This window comes from Acinetobacter sp. Root1280 (genome assembly GCF_001425285.1).
GTDB lineage: Bacteria > Pseudomonadota > Gammaproteobacteria > Pseudomonadales > Moraxellaceae > Acinetobacter > Acinetobacter guillouiae.
The window spans coordinates 384243-402384 of record NZ_LMED01000012.1; the positions used below are offsets into that span (position 1 = coordinate 384243).

General features: G+C 36.5%; 17 protein-coding genes and 1 pseudogene. 8 read left to right on the forward strand and 10 right to left on the reverse strand.

Going from position 1 to position 18142, the window contains the following annotated elements:
- The first annotated feature begins 212 nt into the window (after nt 1-212).
- A complete protein-coding gene (locus ASC84_RS11655; protein WP_056514786.1) occupies nt 213-935 on the forward strand; it encodes a folate-binding protein YgfZ in 723 nt (240 codons plus the stop codon).
- 249 nt (nt 936-1184) lie between these two features.
- Here the strand turns inward: ASC84_RS11655 and ASC84_RS11660 are convergent, their stop codons facing one another.
- From ASC84_RS11660 to ASC84_RS11685, 6 genes and pseudogenes are all read right to left on the reverse strand, one after another.
- The gene (locus tag ASC84_RS11660; RefSeq protein WP_056514789.1) at nt 1185-2369 is read right to left on the reverse strand and encodes a sorbosone dehydrogenase family protein; all 1185 of its coding nucleotides are present in this window, start codon (nt 2367-2369) and stop codon (nt 1185-1187) included.
- Nucleotides 2370-2801: 432 nt separating this feature from the next.
- Nucleotides 2802-3437 carry a hypothetical protein gene (locus tag ASC84_RS11665; RefSeq protein ID WP_227515136.1) on the reverse strand — a complete coding sequence of 212 codons (636 nt, stop codon included), beginning with the start codon at nt 3435-3437 and terminating at the stop codon, nt 2802-2804.
- Between the two features lie 12 nt (nt 3438-3449).
- The gene (locus tag ASC84_RS11670) at nt 3450-4952 is read right to left on the reverse strand and encodes an N-acetylmuramidase family protein (protein WP_056514791.1); all 1503 of its coding nucleotides are present in this window, start codon (nt 4950-4952) and stop codon (nt 3450-3452) included.
- A gap of 2 nt (nt 4953-4954) precedes the next feature.
- Nucleotides 4955-5344 carry a hypothetical protein gene (locus ASC84_RS11675; protein WP_056514794.1) on the reverse strand — a complete coding sequence of 130 codons (390 nt, stop codon included), beginning with the start codon at nt 5342-5344 and terminating at the stop codon, nt 4955-4957.
- A pseudogene (locus ASC84_RS11680) lies at nt 5323-5763 on the reverse strand (contractile injection system protein, VgrG/Pvc8 family); the annotation flags it as partial. The gene ASC84_RS11675 and the pseudogene ASC84_RS11680, both read right to left, overlap by 22 nt.
- Nucleotides 5764-6140: 377 nt before the next feature.
- Nucleotides 6141-6386 carry a hypothetical protein gene (locus ASC84_RS11685; protein ID WP_004722984.1) on the reverse strand — a complete coding sequence of 82 codons (246 nt, stop codon included), beginning with the start codon at nt 6384-6386 and terminating at the stop codon, nt 6141-6143.
- Nucleotides 6387-6562: 176 nt separating this feature from the next.
- Here ASC84_RS11685 and ASC84_RS11690 point away from each other — a divergent pair, with 176 nt between their 5' ends.
- From ASC84_RS11690 to ASC84_RS11710, 5 genes are all read left to right on the forward strand, one after another.
- The gene (locus ASC84_RS11690; RefSeq protein WP_004722985.1) at nt 6563-6820 is read left to right on the forward strand and encodes a hypothetical protein; all 258 of its coding nucleotides are present in this window, start codon (nt 6563-6565) and stop codon (nt 6818-6820) included.
- Nucleotides 6817-7137, forward strand: coding sequence for a low molecular weight protein tyrosine phosphatase family protein (locus ASC84_RS11695; protein ID WP_056514801.1), 321 nt, complete (start codon nt 6817-6819; stop codon nt 7135-7137). Before ASC84_RS11690 ends, ASC84_RS11695 begins: the two co-directional genes overlap by 4 nt.
- Nucleotides 7138-7247: 110 nt before the next feature.
- Nucleotides 7248-8987 (forward strand): DKNYY domain-containing protein, encoded by a 1740-nt coding sequence (locus ASC84_RS11700; RefSeq protein ID WP_056514805.1) that lies wholly within the window; start codon nt 7248-7250, stop codon nt 8985-8987.
- A 102-nt stretch (nt 8988-9089) separates the two neighbouring features.
- Nucleotides 9090-9797: a DsbC family protein gene (locus ASC84_RS11705; protein ID WP_004722988.1), complete on the forward strand. Its 708-nt coding sequence runs from the start codon at nt 9090-9092 to the stop codon at nt 9795-9797.
- Nucleotides 9798-10019: 222 nt separating this feature from the next.
- Entirely contained in the window at nt 10020-10832 is an 813-nt protein-coding gene (locus ASC84_RS11710; protein ID WP_004722989.1) for a tetratricopeptide repeat protein, read from the forward strand.
- 39 nt (nt 10833-10871) lie between these two features.
- Here the strand turns inward: ASC84_RS11710 and ASC84_RS11715 are convergent, their stop codons facing one another.
- The 4 genes from ASC84_RS11715 to ASC84_RS11730 form a co-directional block, all read right to left on the reverse strand.
- The gene (locus ASC84_RS11715) at nt 10872-11795 is read right to left on the reverse strand and encodes an AEC family transporter (RefSeq protein WP_056514809.1); all 924 of its coding nucleotides are present in this window, start codon (nt 11793-11795) and stop codon (nt 10872-10874) included.
- A gap of 110 nt (nt 11796-11905) precedes the next feature.
- Complete coding sequence (locus ASC84_RS11720) at nt 11906-13033, reverse strand: NADH:flavin oxidoreductase/NADH oxidase (RefSeq protein ID WP_056514812.1); 1128 nt, start codon at nt 13031-13033, stop codon at nt 11906-11908.
- A gap of 19 nt (nt 13034-13052) precedes the next feature.
- The gene (locus ASC84_RS11725; protein WP_056514814.1) at nt 13053-15191 is read right to left on the reverse strand and encodes a TonB-dependent receptor; all 2139 of its coding nucleotides are present in this window, start codon (nt 15189-15191) and stop codon (nt 13053-13055) included.
- Nucleotides 15192-15211: 20 nt separating this feature from the next.
- Entirely contained in the window at nt 15212-16510 is a 1299-nt protein-coding gene (locus tag ASC84_RS11730) for a carbohydrate porin (RefSeq protein ID WP_056514817.1), read from the reverse strand.
- A 389-nt stretch (nt 16511-16899) separates the two neighbouring features.
- On the opposite strand from ASC84_RS11730, the gene mutM reads away from it, so the two are divergent.
- Nucleotides 16900-17751, forward strand: coding sequence for a bifunctional DNA-formamidopyrimidine glycosylase/DNA-(apurinic or apyrimidinic site) lyase (mutM, locus tag ASC84_RS11735; protein WP_056514820.1), 852 nt, complete (start codon nt 16900-16902; stop codon nt 17749-17751).
- Complete coding sequence (locus tag ASC84_RS11740; protein ID WP_004819160.1) at nt 17748-18032, forward strand: peptidylprolyl isomerase; 285 nt, start codon at nt 17748-17750, stop codon at nt 18030-18032. Before mutM ends, ASC84_RS11740 begins: the two co-directional genes overlap by 4 nt.
- Nucleotides 18033-18142 lie beyond the last annotated feature (110 nt).

Here is an 18142-nt window from a genome sequence, read left to right on the forward strand (position 1 = left end):
GTACTGCGTGTCTAATGATTGGCATAGTACACTGTCGAAAACCCATTTCCCAAATCGTTTATATTTCATAAACTTAGATATAAAAACAGGGGTTTTGGAAATATTTAGTAACAACTTCATTAAAATATTTGCACTAAATCTGCTTTTTTTTGAAAAATAGCGGAAAATAAGATTAATTCTTTAGTATTAGATTTAAGATAAGCGAGCAATTCATGAGCGATCTAGCTTTCTCCTCATTTACCTTGATTGGTGTTGATGCAATCAAATTTCTACAAGGTCAAGTGACTGTAAACGTTGAAGCTTTGGCTGAAAATATCACCCAATATACTGCGATTTGTGATCTTAAAGGCCGTATCCATTTTGGCTTATGGCTTAAAAAAATTAATCCTGAACATTTAGAGATTGTTACGACTCAAGATCAAGCCGAAGAATTTGCCAAACATATTAAAAAATATGGCGCTTTTTCTAAAATGAAGATTGAAGAAACTGGACAAGTTTTTCCAACATTGAATGGTTCAACGACTGATTTTTCTGCTACAGAAACCGATATTTCAGTATGGGAAATTGCTGCAATTCAAACTGGTCAGGCTTATATAAATCAAGCAATTGAACATGTATTTCAACCACAAGAATTACGCTTACACCAACGTGAAGGAATCAATTATGACAAAGGCTGTTATCTTGGTCAGGAAGTGATTGCACGCCTCTGGTTTAAGGCAAAACCAAAAGCATGGTTACATGTCATTCAAGGTACAGGCCCTGCCCCTGCTCAAGCTGAACAGTTAAATAAAGGTGTTCAAGTGGTAAACAGTGCAGCATTTGAAAATGGTTATATTGCGCTTGTGGTTGCCCGCCCTGAGGCTTTAGAAGAGTTAGACGTGACTGTTTTAGCATTACCTGAAAGCTTAAGTGGTGATGTGGCTAGACCGCAGTAATTTCTCAAAATTGTCTACAATAATAAACCTACAACCTTGTAGGTTTATTTAGAGAATAAAATGATTGAGTCAATCACAACAACTTTAACAATAGCAATTGGTTAGCTTTATTTTCATAGATAAATACTTTCTGATCTAGTACTGCTTCCAAAGATTTATCGACAATTTATATTTTTACTTCCACCTGAATTTTTTATTCTCAGCCATGCTCTTTTTACTAACTCCTAAAATTTTAGAAAAGTTCAAAATTTAGGAAGATTCTTTCTGCCGAACATAATAAATCACACCACTCTTATCATCAGAAAAATAGAATGAATTTTCATCTACCCGATAAATATCACAAGGGCGACCATAGACATTTTTGCCCACTAAAAAACCATCCATAAATGTCTGTAATTTTTGCCCTTTACGCATAATCACAATTTTATAGCCATGACCAATCGTGGCATCGGTAGAACCATGTAAAGCAACTAAAAAAGAATTTTTGATGGTGTCATCTGTATTGGGATGATCAAAATAGTCAAAACCAAGTGCAGATGAATGCGCAGGGAAATAGGCATAAGGAGGCAATACATTTTTGCAACCTGACGGACGTTTAAATTTTGGATCTGCCAAAATTTTTCCATTCGACGAATAACATGATGCCCAGCCATAATCTGCATCACGTTTGAGTGCATAAAAAGTTTCATCAGGCTTATTTTTACCCAAATGGTCCACACCTTGATTGGTGGCAAATAAAAAATTACCAACCCATTTTAAACCGACTGCATTGCGTAAACCTGTAGCAAAAATCTTTTGTTGCGAACCATCGGGATTCATTTCTAATACTGTTGCCCGAACTTTTTCTTTCTCAGTACAAGCATTGCAACTTGAACCGACTGAAACATAAATTTTCCCGTTCCCACCCACAGCAATTGATCGCGTTAGATGCCAACCACCATATTTATAACTTAAACCATAGTCAGGAAAAGTCACTAAAACTTCGGCTTTATCGGTTGGTTTAATTTCACCTTTGGTAAATTTTCGTCGGGTCAGTTGATTAGTTTCCGCTAAATACAACCAATCTTGTCCGGAAGAATCTGTATAAAATTGAACTGAATTAGGGTTCTTCAGCCCCGTCATATAAGGAATAATTTTGCCGAATTTTCCCGTTTCAGGGTTCCATTCATCCAAAATATAAACGATGCCTTTTTTATTATCAGTCAAATCGTGCATATCTGTTACAAACATTCTGCCATCAGGAGCTTTGCTAAAAAAACGAACTCGCTTTAAGCCCTCAGCCGCTGGAATAATTTCGTAATTTTCTGGAAGATTTAAAGAAAAGCGCTTCCCATTTTTTAACTTAACCTGCTGAGGCACAAGATTTGGCTGTTGAGCTAAAATCCCCATTGAACAAACTAAACTTATGAATAAGATTGACAGTACTTTCATCATAGATACGTCTCGATTAATCTTAGGAAAAACAGCCTTCTTTTTTATATTATATAACTTGAAGCACGAGTATATAGTCAAATAATTTTGCTAGAAAAATACAAAGACCATCCAAATACAAACCATTATTTTATATTGTTTTTAGCCAAGCGCCGAAAGTATTGTTGTAGTGGATTAATGCATTCACTCTCATTCTACGGCACACAGTGCATCAAAAAACAGAACTAAGAAAATAAACAATGACAACTCAAAAGTTATTACTTTAGAAAGCCCTAACCACCATTAATACATCGATAGAGGGCTAATCCAAGTGCTTAAAGCATTTTTACAACCCAATTGAACAGTTCACTAATTTTCAAGGAGTATCAAAACCCATGGAATAATTTATTCATGTCTTTACAGCCATAATCTTTTAAGTAATAGGTATAGGATCCTTTATAAATTCACTGACTTACTTGGAATCCATTTTTTTACAGAATTATTGTAATCAACATACAGCCATAACTCATTCTTTTTAAAAAAATAATCCTTAACTTGGACTTTGTCATTTTTAACTAGATAAGCCTTTCCTATTTTAAAATCATTTCCCACCTTGTCATATAAAAATACTTTTTGATTGATTAACAAAAGACTATTATCAATGTCACATGTTTTTTCTAAATTTTCTTTCTTATCAATGAGATATTTTACTAATTTATGATTTCTAGTTTTAGTTAATGGTATGCAAGTAGAAAGCAAATATGAAAAATTTGTATCATCGTAGAGTTTATTATCAGTACTCTTAATAGCTCTAATATATTTTTGATCAACCTGAGGGGAAGTAGCTAATAAAAGTTCTGATATTAAGTAAGTCCCTTTTGAAAACTTAACATCGTATGTTGATATAATTTTATTACAAGGAAAGAAGAAATAGGTTTTTTCATTCATACCAGCTAACAAAACTTTTTGATTATTATTTATATATAAACATTGGCGATCCTTTTCATCATGAACATACTTTTTATTAGCTAAACTCACTTGTGTGGAAACAGAGCCTATCATAAAGAGAGAAAAAATAATTTTTTTATTCATTCAGTAAATATCCTATGGTAATTGACTTGGATTGCTCTTAAATATCTCATAAGCAGTTTTCATTTTATTATCATAAGCATTTTTATAATACTTGGCACCATTATATCCCTTTGCAAATCTTGTCCATTGTTTTGCTTGAATTGCAGCTACTAGATTTGGATCGTATCTTATGAAATTCACAAATTGATTTAACTGCACTTTTTCATTTTTAAAGGCATCTTTAACCATTTCTGCTATATTTGAATACCCACAATTCTTAAAATTTGCTCCCATGATTTGAAATTTCCCCCAAGAACAACTTTTTAACGCAGCATCTTCATTAATTGCCATTGCTTCTATTAGTTTTTTATATTGTGCAGAGTACAGTCCATAATTCCCTTGAGGCCCTGATAAGATAGGATGACTGGCATCATACCTATATGCTGTAAATCTTTGGAAATAGTGACGTTCATATAAAATAGTAGGCGCTTTTTTTCCTAATAATGTACTAAAAGCTCCCCTAGGACTTTCAGTTTTTGCAACTGCTTTTATTGCTGCCACTTCACAGCCTAACTGAGTAGCCGCAGTTACATAATCATCTTCAGTAATCATATCTCCTGTATATAATGGAATACAAGAGGTCAAAAATTCATTTAGCCCTGTTGGAGAGGTTTGAGTGCTATTTGGCCTATTAGGATTTGTTGTTCCACTAGTTAAATTAACAGGCATACGAATTTCAAACCCATGAATAGGTTTTACTCTCGAAGCAACATAAGTTTTTGTTTCTAATGGTGTATTATCCGGCTTATAAAAAGTCAATTCAATTGGATAACCTATAAGAGTCGTTATATTTAACAGGCCACTTTTAATAGTTTTTACACCCGAGCTGTTATTATATGTAATTTTTACTTTTACATCAGGGTAGATATGAGTACCATCAATATCCACTATTGTAGCTGTAGTTTTAGAAATAAAATTTTTCAACTTATACTTATGCCTAACATTAACAGTAGACGTTTCATTTGAATTAAAATAACCGATAGCAATAAAATTATCAGCCAAATCTATAGATTTAATTTCTATTATTCTGTTAGGGGAGGCTTGAAATTCAACTATACCATTTTCATTAGTTGTTCTATTAGAAAATTTAGTAGATTTATTATAACCCGTTTGTATAGGGAAATTTTTAAGTATAAGCCCATCTACGTCTATCAATTTTATTTTTAAATTATTTAGGCCACCACCACCTTTTGTTTGATAAGCACTAATAGGCCTTTTTATAAAAATTTTCTGAACATTCCTGCTTGATGAATGCGAGTTTAATTTTTTGATAAATTCCATTTCGCCATTTGGTTTTTCAACATAAACTTCAAATTCCCTATTATCTGAAACAACAACTATTCGATATCCAAAATTATTAGTTTTTTCATCGAGAAAAGATGCCCCATTAACATACTTAGTTCGGACATTAATATTTTTTATAGGAACCCCTTTAGAATCCGAAATCAAAAGTTTGATTCTTAATAATTTAGACATTTTTAAACCTTATTATTATCCGCTTCTGTAATAATTAAATCATTTCCCTCAAAAGTATCAAAATCTATTTCTTCTAAGTCATCATTCTGATTAAAGAATAAGTATGGGGCATTACTCATAAACAAAATAGCATCTACATCTTCATTAAGAGGTGTATAAAAACGTCCAGAAAAAGAATATTTATTATCTCCTGCATTCCCATTTAATAAATATTTTTGAATCAATTTATTATTTTTTCTGGAAACAATAAACAATTCCTTTCCTAATGTAAGGTTTTTATTTTGACTATTAATTTGATCAGGTAGGTTAGATACATATTTAAACTTTAAGCTATGACCTGTTGGTACTTGGGGCAAAGTTTTTATCTCAATAATGGGCTTCGCTCGCGCCATTCCTGAAATATAACTTCAACTGCTTGAAGCGCAGACATATTCATAAATACTCTGGAATTTCTACGATGCTTCCAAAGTGCTGTTGCGTCTTCAACTGTCAGGCGGTAAATCGTCAGCGCACCATCGCTCGCGCCCACATCTGCTTGGGTCACAACCCCTGAAATTCGATTAAGTTCTGATTTATCATTCACAATATCGACAGCCACTTGGCTACCGATAAATTGCTTTAATGGAATATTCATTGACGTAGACAAGCAAATCAATTGTAAATGAATGCCTTTGTTTAATTCATGCATCCCATCAATACGTTGTAGGAACACTTGAGCAGTCAAATCAGGATTGCTAAATTGGATATGCAAAACACGCTTTTGAGCAGCCAGCCCACATTTTTCTAAGGTAAAATAAATATTATTCGACATGTTTTTTTAATATTTGTTAAAAATCGTAATACAGACTACGAAAAAATCCTTATTTTGTCTATACTTAGGTTATTTTTCATGTGATCACTATATGTAATTTCGCTGCGATCTTTTTAGATATTTATTCTTTTCTGTGCCTTTATACTATTTTTTGTTCTAGGCGTTGTTAGATTCAATTGCCAAACCTTATTAACATAATTATCCATTAGAATATCAAGAATGGTTTAAAGAAAGACCATCAACTTTAGCACGATCATCCTATTCAATTTCGACTTCAAGCTCATCAAGTAGCAGTAGAGATTTAAGCGACAGCTCAAATGGTAGTAGCACATCAGGCTCATGGTAAACACCAAAAGCCCAATAGATTTAGCTGTTGATTAAAACCCATGAAATAATTTATTCATGTCTTTACACAAATAATCTTTAAAGTGAAATGCCCGTGCATGTTTTGCATCAAACTTGGCCGTCTGACCATCCTTTTCAAAAATATAAACACGGTCATCCTTACTGACAAGAAACTCACCACCCAGTTTGATCAACAAAGCATCTATCTTATCTTCATCAGCAATACTGTCATCTTGGCTGACTTTGTCATAATTACGTCTAATGCCTTTAATAAACATCATCTACTCACACGTTCTATTTAGCCAGAATTATACCCTTTTCATTGCCTTTAAAATGGCTCTAAATAAACATTATCAAAATCATTCAGCTTGTTTACCCAGATAAATACTTATAAAATAGCCCAATCATGTGTTATCGCGGCTGCTGAACCCGATCAACTCATGAGTTTTTATCTATGGACATTACACAACAATATTTTGAAAATGAAATAAACCGCAATCGCGCTTGGAGACGTAAGGTAAATTATTTACACCGCGGTCGAGATTGCAGACATACTTCAAGCCTTTGGAAACCAGAAAAAGACTGGAAATTACTTTGGAACAGATCGTTAAAAAGATCTCGCTCGAAACAATTAAGAATTGAATATCCACGTATTTCTTCTGCCAAAAGACGAAAACAAGCACAATATGATTTTTGGAAGACTGCTGATTGAACACCCTTTTTATTTGTAGTCGTAACCAATGGCGTAGCCCCACTGCCGAGCGTGTCTTTGCAGTGGGCTATGGCATTTCCACACGTTCCGCTGGAACAAGTAAACATGCCAAACATCGTATTTCTGCCAAAGATATTACGTGGGCAGATATGATTTTTGTCATGGAGCAAAAACATAAACAAAATATCAAAGAGAAATTCCCCAACCAGTTACAACATAAAAAAGTCATGGTATTGGATATTCCAGACGATTATCACTATATGGATGAAGAGTTAATTGAAATTTTAACAGAGGCTATGCAACCCTATTTGCCTTAAATGATAAAGACCTTGCCATCAATCAGCATGACCAATTCATCATTAAAGTGATGACAAAACAACCTTAAATTGCCATAACTCAACCCGATCAATATTTAACAATAAAATAAATGATGCAGAATCCACTGAAAGTATTTTCTATCCTTAAAACCTTCATGCTTATCTTAGTGATATGCGCGCTTCTGTTCAGCTTTAGTTTTATATTTAGATTTTCTGACTCAAATTCAGATGAGATTCCTTTTACTGCGACTACAGAAAAACTTGGGATATTTGAAAAATATAACAACCAAATCTATGCCGCTGTACCCAGCAATGGTGATTATTTGATCCCAGAAGCAGATATTCAAAGTTTTTATTTACCCAATGATAATTACCAATACCGACAACTAGGTGCAGATAAACTACATGTCTATTGTGGCAATATCATCCTAAAAGGTGTGCAACCTCAACAGGTGAAGACCATTGGCGATGGTTATTTTACTGCTGGAAAAGACACTTGGTATTGCTCCCCCTCCACCGAACGAAATAAGGATTTAGCTGCGCTTCGAGAAATTTGGCAAATCATGCAACAAAATTTTGCCCTAGGCTCAAAACCACAAAGCTATCTCTACCCCTATTTTAAACTTGAACGAGGCAACTGGCCTTATCGTGTTAATTCCGAAAATGATACGGCAAGTAATGGGACATTCACCTATTTTCAAGGGAAATTGCTTTCTGGAGCCAATCCAGACCAACTCAAACTTGTCTTAGGCGAACGTAACTATGCCTATCGAGCGGATGGTAAAAACGTCTATTACAACAACACTTTGCTCGATTTAAAAGACAATGGAAAACTTTATAGTATTGAAATAGATGGTTTAAATAACCAATATTATTTACTCAATCCTGTCGATGGTATGGTCTATGTCAACGAATTTGCCTTTGATCCCAAATACGCCCCCTATCATCTCTTAAGCGAACATGGCGATCACATTAACCATGCTTTGTTTTATAACGACACGGGGATTTACTATTTTGATCTGAATAAGAAAAAAATGCATCGCGCAGGTGATAATCCGTTTTTAGGCAACGCGTTTAAAGAAATCGCACCGCTGATTTTTTCTGATGGCACACAAATACTCTATCTACAAGCCAGTGAATATCGCAGCAATAAAGGATCAGCCTCTTCCAAATCCACCCATATTCTAAAATTAGCTGAACCACTTCATTCCACATGGCAAAAACTTGGAGATGTAAATTACAACTATGGCACTGTATGGAAAAATGGCAATGCATTTTACTATTTTGATCAGTTGGGAAATAGCCAACTGGTTAAGGCCACGATTTATCATATTCGTGACCCACAAACGATTCAGAATTTACTGAGAACTCAACCACGCACTGACGCTATTCGACAATGGATTGATGAGCAAAAAATGGTTGAAGCCAAACATGTAGAATTACTCGAAGTAGAGACAACTAACCGCTCAGACAAATATTGGGGCTTGTTTATTCCAATCATGTTTGTAGCATTTTTGAGTATGCTGATGTGGATCTTTAAACGGTTTAATTTAAATTTTGCCCCATTTTATATACGTAACCATAAACTGATCGTCAGTAATTTGATGATGACCTCTTACCCTTTAGATCAGGTCACATGCGTTGAATTTAGTGCCCATAGGACAACAGCGAATGGTGGTTATCTTGGGCACTTTCAAATTTTACAGCGCAATGGAAAACGCAGCAGAATCTTTAATTTTAGTACGCAATTACGTTTACGGAGTGACTCACAAGTAGAATTAAATCAATATATCCAACAACTCAGAAATGAGTTAACACGCCATGGTATCCAGAATACAATACGAAATTAAACGTGGTATCAACTGAATATCGCATTGGCAATTACATGATCTCAATATATTTTTGATCATTATTGAGTGCACAATATCCACATTATTATTTTGAGCTTTAACATGAAAATCTGGTTATCTCTTCTGACTTTGGGTCTTTTTACCTTTTCTTCTGCACATGCAGATATTCAAACTTTGCAGCAAAACTTAAAAACCAAATATCCTGAGATTCAGGTGAAATCGGTACAAAACTCACCAATTAAAGATGTTTATGAAGTCTATATGGGTGGACGTATTGTTTATACCAATGAAGAAGCAAAATATTTCTTTGTCGGCAATTTAATTGATCTTAAAGAACAAAAAAACCTGACCGAAGAACGTATGCAAGCCCTAAAAAGTATTGATGTAAAATCATTACCGTTGAAACAAGCCATTAAGCATGTCAAAGGTAAAGGTGAACGTGTAATCTACGTATTTAGTGATCCTGACTGTCCATATTGCCAACATCTTGAAAAAGAATTAAAAAATATCGACAACTTAACCGTTTACTTATTTTTATACCCAATTACCCGTTTACATCCAAATGCTGAAAGTATTTCACAGCAAATCTGGTGCTCTAAAAACCAGTACCAAGCGTGGGAAGACTATTTAATTGACAAGAAACAACCGACTTCAAACAAGTCATGTACGACCCCAATTGAGAAAAACATTGCTTTAGCAAAATCACTCGAAGTCGATGGTACACCGACATTCTTCTTACAAGATGGCACCCGTATTTCAGGCGCACGTGAGGCAGGCGAAATTGAATTACTCCTCAAAGCAGTAAAATAACAGCCCACAGCCTAGAGAATAAAAAATTTCTCTAGGCTTTAATGTTGTTAAAATATCCTTAATTCTTTCTTATTTATAAATAAATTAAAATTTAAATACACTAACTTATACAATAGGCATGTTTACATTTATAATTTTCAAATTATGATAAAAACGTCCTCAACAATGTTCTCACACCATAAATGGAATTATGTTGAAATTAAAACAAGGTATATCGTCAAAATGAAAAAAATTCTATTCGCTACACTACTCAGCTTTTCATGTATTTCTGCATTTGCAGCAGATACAGCTAAAAGTAACGTTGACCCTGCATTTGTCAAAGCACAAGAGCTGATTCAAGCAAAAAACTATCCTGCGGCGTATCAAGAACTTGAACGTCTTGCAAAAGCTGGCAATGCGCAAGCCTTATATAACTTAGGCTATTTAACCCAAACGGGACAAGGCACAACCAAAGACGATAAGAAAGCTTTGAAATATTATCAAGATGCTTCTGCAAAAGGCTATCCTGTTGCAAGTTATGTCTTGGCACAAAGCTATGCGGTAGGTCAATTGGGCTTAGCCAAAGACGAAAAGAAAGTTCGTGAATACTTAGAAAAGTCCTCTGCTCAAGGATTTGATGATGCTACAGTGGAACTTGCGGTTTTATTATTTGCTGAAGGCACACCCGCATCTGACAAGCTTGGCTTACAAAAACTTGATCCTTTAGTGAAAAAAGATTTTGCACCCGCGATTCATGCGAAAGCGCTATATGACATCACCGATGGTTTAAAGAAGAAAAATGCAGCCGCAGTCAATCAAGGTTTAAAATCAATCCAAGATTTAGCTAAAAAAGGATATATTCCAGCATTGATGGCTGTCGGAAATATGCTGACCAATGGCAATATCATTGATCAAAATCTGCCAGAAGCACAAAAGATTTTCTCAGAACTTGCTAAAAATAATGTGCCTAAGGCAAAAGAGTCTTTGGATGTTGTAAACAAACTGATTGCTGAAAAAGGCAAAACACCTGCTCCCAAAGCACCAGCAAAAAAATAAGCAGCTCTTAAAAAAATACTCTCGCAAGAGAGTATTTTTTTACCACCAAACACCAATCAAAACACTCACCACAATAAAACTCAGTAAAGTACTAATCATCAATGGTGTCAGTGCTTTTTCATTTAAACCATAGACTTGCCCAAAAATTCCAAATATAGAAGGCATAGGCAAAGCGGCAATCAAGGTACCTGCATAAATCATCTTTTGATCCAAATCAGTTAAATGAGTCAAGCCTAAATAGACCAATATCGGCATACAGATATTTTTAGAAACCACCAAATAAATAGTTTGCAGATTAAGTGATTGAATCGTAATCCCAACCATCCCACCACCAATAATAAATAACGCTAAAGGTGAGGCAGTCTGACCTAACAAGGCAAATACTTGGTCTAATACATGTGGAATTTGAATTTCGAAGATCGCACAGCTCATGCCAATCATCACTGACAAGAACAATGGGTTTTTTAATAAAGTCAGAAATGTTGTTTTTAAAATAGCGGCTAAATTGGCTTGTCTTTGTCGCCCTATTTCGGCCAAGGTTAACATCAGCGGTACAAGAAATACGCTTTCAATGATCACAATCAGTGAAATATAAATCATGGCTTCACTACCCATCAGCAAAGTCAAAATTGCTGCGCCCAGTAACCCGGTATTGGACATTGATGCGCCAAGTGAAAACACAGAAGCATGGGTAAAATGGTTGTTAAAAAGCTTTTGCCCTAAAATAAAGGCCAAAATAAATAGAGTAAAAGTGACCCCTGCATAAACAAAGAAATAAGCAGGATACCAAATCTCATGTAAATCTTTTGCAGCCAGTGCATGAAGTAATAAAGCAGGTAATGCAATTTTGATTACAAAAGCACCAATTGCAGTAATTTGCTCTTTAGAGATCAATTGGATTTTGACAGATATAAAACCTAAAAATAACAGGAAAAATACTGGAAAAATTACCGAAAAAACCATTCAAGCCGTTCCTTTTCCAGATCATACAAATAAAGATATATCCTAGAATCTATCTTTATTCAGTTTAAATACGTTTAAAGACTAATGAGTGAATCAAAACTGTTATGCCATCAATATGCTGAGAACAAATCTTTGATTCCATGCGGCTGACAACGTAAATATTGTGGTGCAATCGAGATTTTTGCACCCAATTTTGCTGCAGCATGCCAAGGCCAGCGGGGGTTATATAAGATCGCTCTTGCCAATGCAATTGCATCTGCCTCACCTTGCTGAAGGATCTGTTCAGCTTGTTCAGCTTCGGTAATTAAGCCCACTGTAATTACAGGAATATTCACCTGTTTTTTAATCGCATTTGCAAAAGGGACTTGGTAATTTGCACCCACTTTAATATCTTGTTGAATGTGTAATCCCGCAGAAGATACATGAATATAAGCAGCACCAAGTTGCGCTAAAGCTTTTGATAAGCCAATGCTTGATTCAATATTCCAGCTATTTTCTGCATCCATCCAGTCGGTTGCAGAAATACGTACACCTACAGGATAGTCAGTTGGTACAACTGCTCGAATGGCTTGAAAAACTTCTAATGTAAAACGAATACGATTTTCAAAGCTTCCACCATATTCATCAGTTCGGTGGTTAGACAATGGAGACATAAATTGATGCAGTAAATACCCATGCGCTGCATGAATTTCAATCAGAGAAAAACCAGCATCTACTGCACGAATCGCCGCTTGCGCAAAGTCTTGAATAATTGTTTTAATTTCATCAATGGTTAATTCATGCGGGGCAATATCATTCGGGCTAAAAGCAATATCACTGGCTGATACAGTTTGCCATCCGTGTGCATGATCGGGCGCAATCTGACCTTTCCCCTGCTTCACCAACCAAGGCTTTTCAGTCGAAGCTTTACGACCTGCATGCGCAAGCTGAATAGCAAAAGGTGTTGGAGCAATGCTTTTTACCTTATTGAGTAAAGCTTTGATTTGATCCCGTTGTGTATCATTCCAAAGTCCCACATCGGCATAACTGATCCGCCCTTCGGCTTGAACCGCTGTTGCTTCAATAATACATAAGCTCGCCCCTGACAAAGCGTAACTTGCCCATTGCTGTTCATGCCAATAAGTCACTTCACCTTGATCTGTTGCAGAGTATTGACACATTGGCGCAATAATAATTTTATTGCTGAGGGAGAGTGAACCAAATTGAATAGATTCAAATAACTTTGGTTGAGCAGACATAAATTATTTTCCCAATGAATTAGAACTGTTTGGTGACACTGAGTCCTGCACTCCAGTTAATACCATCAGCAGGTTCAAAGAATCGACTATTACCATCATTTACAATGACTGAACCGACATAATTTTTATCGAATAAATTATCGACTCGAGCAAAACTACGTACTTTCCAATCGTTGTTTTTCCAGATATAACCGACATTCATACTGGTTACTGTATAACTTGGTGCAGTATCTGTATTGAGATCGTCCACATAGATTTTATCCATATATCGAACATCTACACCTGCATTAAAGCCCTGCTCAGGCAACCAGCCGAAAGATACAAAGGCTTGGTTTTTTGCAATTCCCGGAATGTAATTGCCACTTTGGATGACTTTTTTAGGATCTGTGTTGGGAATGTCTGCATCAAATGTTGCATCAAGGAAACTATAACTGGCTTGAGCCGTTAAATTTTTCCACAGCTTTTTATTCCAAGACAGCTCTACCCCTTGGCGCAGTGTTTTATCTGCATTTTGATAGGTTGCACGTCCATTGAGTGTTCCCGCAGAAACGATGTCATCTTGGGTATTACTTTGGAAAACTGCGGCAGTAAAATTACCTAGACGATTTTGTGCTTTTAAACCAAGCTCATAGTTATCACTGGTTGAAGGTTTAAGCGCAAAGTTAATCCCTGCCGTTCCTTCTGTTGGATAGGCCATTTCGGTAAAGGTTGGTGTTTCAAAACCTTTGGCATAACTGAGATAACTGCTGATCTCAGGAGTAATTTCCCATGTCAAAGCAGCTGATGGGAGCAGTTTTTGATAATCGGTTTGACCACTGTCATCGCCATTCAAACCAATGATGTAGTGATCTTTCGACTCATAATGAACATTGCTATAACGCAATCCTGTATCTAGACGTACAGTCGGCAAAAATTGCCAAGCTGCCTGTAAATATGGATCTAAATTCCATAAAGTATTTCGTTCATCACGGCGTAAGTTGCCTTTTACCCCATATTCGCCCTTGGCATTAAAATTCTCATATCCTTGACGATCTTCATTCATCGCATCATAAGCCAAGCCTGCACTGATCCGTGTATTCGGTAATAAGTCTTTGCCAGTCCAACGTAAATCAGTACCATAAAAATCTCGTTCGAAATCAATCACCCCACCTGCATGGCGTGGATTCTTTTGAGCAGAACTTGGAATAGACTGGTATTGAGTCACTTCACGATGACCAATATAGGCCATACTATAAAGCTCTTGTTGATCATTCAGGGGCTTAGTCCAATTGATACCTGTCTGTGTTTGGTTAATATCTTTACGAACATCATAGATATTTTTACTGTCATTGACCTGTTTAGGATTTTGCTTCCATTGCTCACGAGTCAAACCTTGTGGATCATCAGCGGAAATATCCACATGATTGATCAGCCAATTGATCTTAGAACCATCATCTAAGTCCCACGTGAGTTTGGCATTGCTCAACACTTTTCTTGCGGCACTGTGGTCACGATAACCATCGGTATCAAAATAAGAAGAACTGATCACATAGCTCGGTTCATTGGCTTTATCTGCACCACCTTGTAAGGTGATGTCAGCACGGCCTTTATTATTACTGCCACCTGAATATCCTAACTCGACCGAATCACGCCCTGTTCCTTCTTTGGTCGTGGTGAGAATAGTCCCCCCAGAGGAGTTTCCATACAGTGATGAAAAGGGCCCACCAAGTACTTCAATATGATCTAAGCTCGTTAAATCAATATTTGAAGTTTGGCCTTGTCCGTCTGGCATCGTCGCAGGAATCCCATCGACATAAAGACGAATTCCACGTACCCCAAAAGTTGAACGTGCGCCAAATCCGCGCATAGACAGTTGTAAGTCTTGGGCATAATTTTCACGATTATTGAGCTGTAAACCCGGAATTCCTTTGAGTGTTTCAGTGAGGTTTACCCCAATATTATTTTGACTTTGTTGTTGATCAACTCTATATACCGATGCTGGGGTGTTTAATATGCTGGTATCAGAACGTGTTGCTTCAATTTTGATGGTTGGAAGTTGCTGCGCAGAATGTTGCTGAATGGAATCTTGAGATTCCACTTCAGCATATAAGCTCTGTGTGATACATACCGATAAGCAAAGTAGTGTTGTATTAATTTTTAGATGTTTCACTCTTTGCATAAAGGTGTCCTCGGGTGGTATTAAAAAATAATTTTAGACCCCAAGCCAACGACAAATGCATTGTCCACCTGATTGGTTGCACCAGGATGTACCACATACTGCACTAAAGGACGAAGCATGAACCATTTGGCAGGGTAATATGAGTAATTCAACTCAACATTATACTCTGCATCTTCATTCAACTGTCTTAAATTTGTTCCTAAACGAGCACCATTCACATAATTAGTATACCGATCGTTCAAATGTACCCGATTTACCGCCAAACCAAGAATATCGTTTGGTTGACCATCAAACAGACCATAGTATTTTAGACCGAGTTGCTGTGAATCATTTACGGCTGTCGTAGTACGATCATGAATGGTGAAATTACCAAAACTATGTAAACCACGTTTCCCCTCTCCAGTTGAAGTCAATTGCTGTTCAAACGCAATCCAACCGCCATATGTTCGATCTTCAGCCTTAGTTCCTGCTTTATAAGCAACATCGTACTGATTTTTAGCCTCATCAGCAGTATTGTAAAGCGTACCAATACGATAACTACCTGGTAAATCATTCACACCCTGCTTAGGTGACCACACCACTTCAGAAAGAATATTTACACCATCGGCATGCTTTGTATCCAAATTCCAGCCTTGTCGCTCTAAAGCATTATCAGGGTTGTATTCAAACACCCCCACTTGTGCAAATAGTTCAGGATTGATGTGATATTTTAAGCGTGCGCCCCATTGTGAGACTGGTGTGTTATACCAAAGCTTGCCTTGCCATTTCCCCATCTGTGCTGCACAAAATGCATTGCCTTGGAAATCACAAGCCATGGTATTGAATTCAGTACCTAAACCCATACGACCTAAACGCAAGCTTAGTCCTTGATCCTTAAAATTCTTTTCTATATATAATTCGCTGAGACGGCTCCCCGAATTACCACGTCCCCAATTGGCTTGCGAGTTTGCCCATTGTGGTGCATCTGGTGCTTGAATACCTCTGAGTGAAGTACTTTCACCTTGACGTGCTGTAACTAAAGCACGAATAGTCACATCATTCCAACCCGCCAGTTTCCCCATATCTAAGGTTGTACCCAGTCCGAATTGTGTCGCAAATGTTGGCGCTTGGTGCGCATCATAACCACCATCAGCGAGATATGAACTGTCCATGGCAATGGTGCCATCAAATTTGATTCCCTTTTCTGCAAGTTCAGTCCGACTCCCATTCCAATCACCCGTCATGGTTGAGCCGTGTAAATTAAACGCATCTTCAGCTGATGCAAAAGACATCATGCTACATGCAGAGATTGCCAATAACGGATAAGCAATTTTTTTCATGGGAAAGCCTAATCAGGAACAAAACGAATAAAGATAAACTAGTCAACTCTCAATCACTTTAACCGTCTAAATTTAATAGAAAGTTCCAGCTTTAAAATGACTATTTTTCCTGAAATATCGAGATAAAAAGAATTATTTCAGTAAACAATTCACTAGAAATTTACACATTTTTTTACATATAACTATCATATATTTTTTATCAATTGGAAAACTTTATTTTATCAATAAACTTTATTTTAGATAACAATCACTTAATAACAGAAGTGCAATCTTATTCTACGATCATATCTATAATTTTAACCTAAAGTCTTAGGCTCAGCACAACCACCCTTTAACGCAATCCAATTCTTGCATACAATATTCAGTCCTCACACCAATGTGACAAGTGCATGCCTGAATTACCAGAAGTTGAAACAACAAAAACCAGTTTACTCCCCCTGATTGACCAGAAAGTTCTTCATGTTCAAGTGCGTGAGTCACGGCTACGCTGGCCTATACCCGAAGATATTCAACAACTTCAAGGTCAAAAACTCGTTCGCTTAACACGTCGCTCAAAATACATTTTGGCAGAGTTTGAAACCCATAGCATGTTATGGCATTTGGGTATGTCGGGTAGTTTTAGAATCTGTGATGAACATGAAGCACTTAGAAAGCATGACCATCTGATCATTCAGTTTGAAGACACACAGCTGCGCTATCATGACCCTCGACGTTTTGGTTGTATCATTTGGCTGAATGAAGAAAGCCAAACAAAATTGATTGATACTTTAGGGCCTGAACCATTGAGTGATGAATTTCATGCCGAATATTTAGCAGAAAAGTTTAAAAATAAAAATGTCGGCACAAAAGTTGCAATCATGGATAATCATATTGTTGTGGGTGTAGGCAATATTTATGCAACCGAAAGCTTATTTAATTTAGGGATTCACCCTGCACAGCCTGCTTCGAGTTTGACGAAAGCGCAAATTCAAAAATTGGTTATCGAAATTAAACGAATTTTAAAGCAAGCGATTGATTTGGGTGGTTCAACTTTAAGAGACTATAGCAACGCCATGGGTGAGAATGGCTACTTTCAGCAGACCTTATTGGCTTATGGTCGTGCGGGTGAGATGTGTATTAACTGTGAAACCACTTTAGAAAATTTAAAGTTAGGACAAAGAGCCAGTGTGTTTTGCCCACAATGCCAACCATTAAAGATCACGAAGAGCATCCCACAAAAACCACGAGGAAAAAGTAAATGAAAACTGCAATCGTTCGACATATTCTCGTCAAAGATAAGGACTTGGCCGAACAACTTAAGAAGAAGATCCATGATGGCGCTGATTTTGCCAAAGTGGCCAAACAGCATTCCACATGTAATTCAGCAAAACGTGGTGGTGAACTGGGTGAAGTAAAAAAAGGACAACTTGTTCCTGTGATTGATAAACTGGTATTTACCGCTGCTGAACGTGTACTTCATGGTCCAGTAAAAAGCCAATTCGGCTTTCACTTGGTTGAGATTAAATTTCGCATGGATTTTTAGTTTAAAGATTTACATTCTTTTGGAGACATTGAGAGAATGTTCCACTATTTATCAGCAATGTTCAAATTAGAGTCACAACAACAACCATCACTGAAGCTAAATTAAAATAC

Excerpts from the sequence above, each read along its gene's own strand:
- ASC84_RS11705 (WP_004722988.1), top strand. The coding sequence starts at position 9,090 with ATGAAAATCTGGTTATCTCTTCTGACTTTGGGTCTTTTTACCTTTTCT.
- ASC84_RS11715 (WP_056514809.1), bottom strand. The coding sequence starts at position 11,795 with ATGGTTTTTTCGGTAATTTTTCCAGTATTTTTCCTGTTATTTTTAGGT.
- ASC84_RS11730 (WP_056514817.1), bottom strand. The coding sequence starts at position 16,510 with ATGAAAAAAATTGCTTATCCGTTATTGGCAATCTCTGCATGTAGCATG.
- ASC84_RS11740 (WP_004819160.1), top strand. The coding sequence starts at position 17,748 with ATGAAAACTGCAATCGTTCGACATATTCTCGTCAAAGATAAGGACTTG.
- ASC84_RS11665 (WP_227515136.1), bottom strand. The coding sequence starts at position 3,437 with ATGAATAAAAAAATTATTTTTTCTCTCTTTATGATAGGCTCTGTTTCC.
- mutM (WP_056514820.1), top strand. The coding sequence starts at position 16,900 with ATGCCTGAATTACCAGAAGTTGAAACAACAAAAACCAGTTTACTCCCC.
- ASC84_RS11655 (WP_056514786.1), top strand. The coding sequence starts at position 213 with ATGAGCGATCTAGCTTTCTCCTCATTTACCTTGATTGGTGTTGATGCA.
- ASC84_RS11670 (WP_056514791.1), bottom strand. The coding sequence starts at position 4,952 with ATGTCTAAATTATTAAGAATCAAACTTTTGATTTCGGATTCTAAAGGG.
- ASC84_RS11725 (WP_056514814.1), bottom strand. The coding sequence starts at position 15,191 with ATGCAAAGAGTGAAACATCTAAAAATTAATACAACACTACTTTGCTTA.
- ASC84_RS11660 (WP_056514789.1), bottom strand. The coding sequence starts at position 2,369 with ATGATGAAAGTACTGTCAATCTTATTCATAAGTTTAGTTTGTTCAATG.
- ASC84_RS11700 (WP_056514805.1), top strand. The coding sequence starts at position 7,248 with ATGATGCAGAATCCACTGAAAGTATTTTCTATCCTTAAAACCTTCATG.
- ASC84_RS11685 (WP_004722984.1), bottom strand. The coding sequence starts at position 6,386 with ATGTTTATTAAAGGCATTAGACGTAATTATGACAAAGTCAGCCAAGAT.
- ASC84_RS11710 (WP_004722989.1), top strand. The coding sequence starts at position 10,020 with ATGAAAAAAATTCTATTCGCTACACTACTCAGCTTTTCATGTATTTCT.
- ASC84_RS11690 (WP_004722985.1), top strand. The coding sequence starts at position 6,563 with ATGGACATTACACAACAATATTTTGAAAATGAAATAAACCGCAATCGC.
- ASC84_RS11675 (WP_056514794.1), bottom strand. The coding sequence starts at position 5,344 with ATGGCGCGAGCGAAGCCCATTATTGAGATAAAAACTTTGCCCCAAGTA.
- ASC84_RS11720 (WP_056514812.1), bottom strand. The coding sequence starts at position 13,033 with ATGTCTGCTCAACCAAAGTTATTTGAATCTATTCAATTTGGTTCACTC.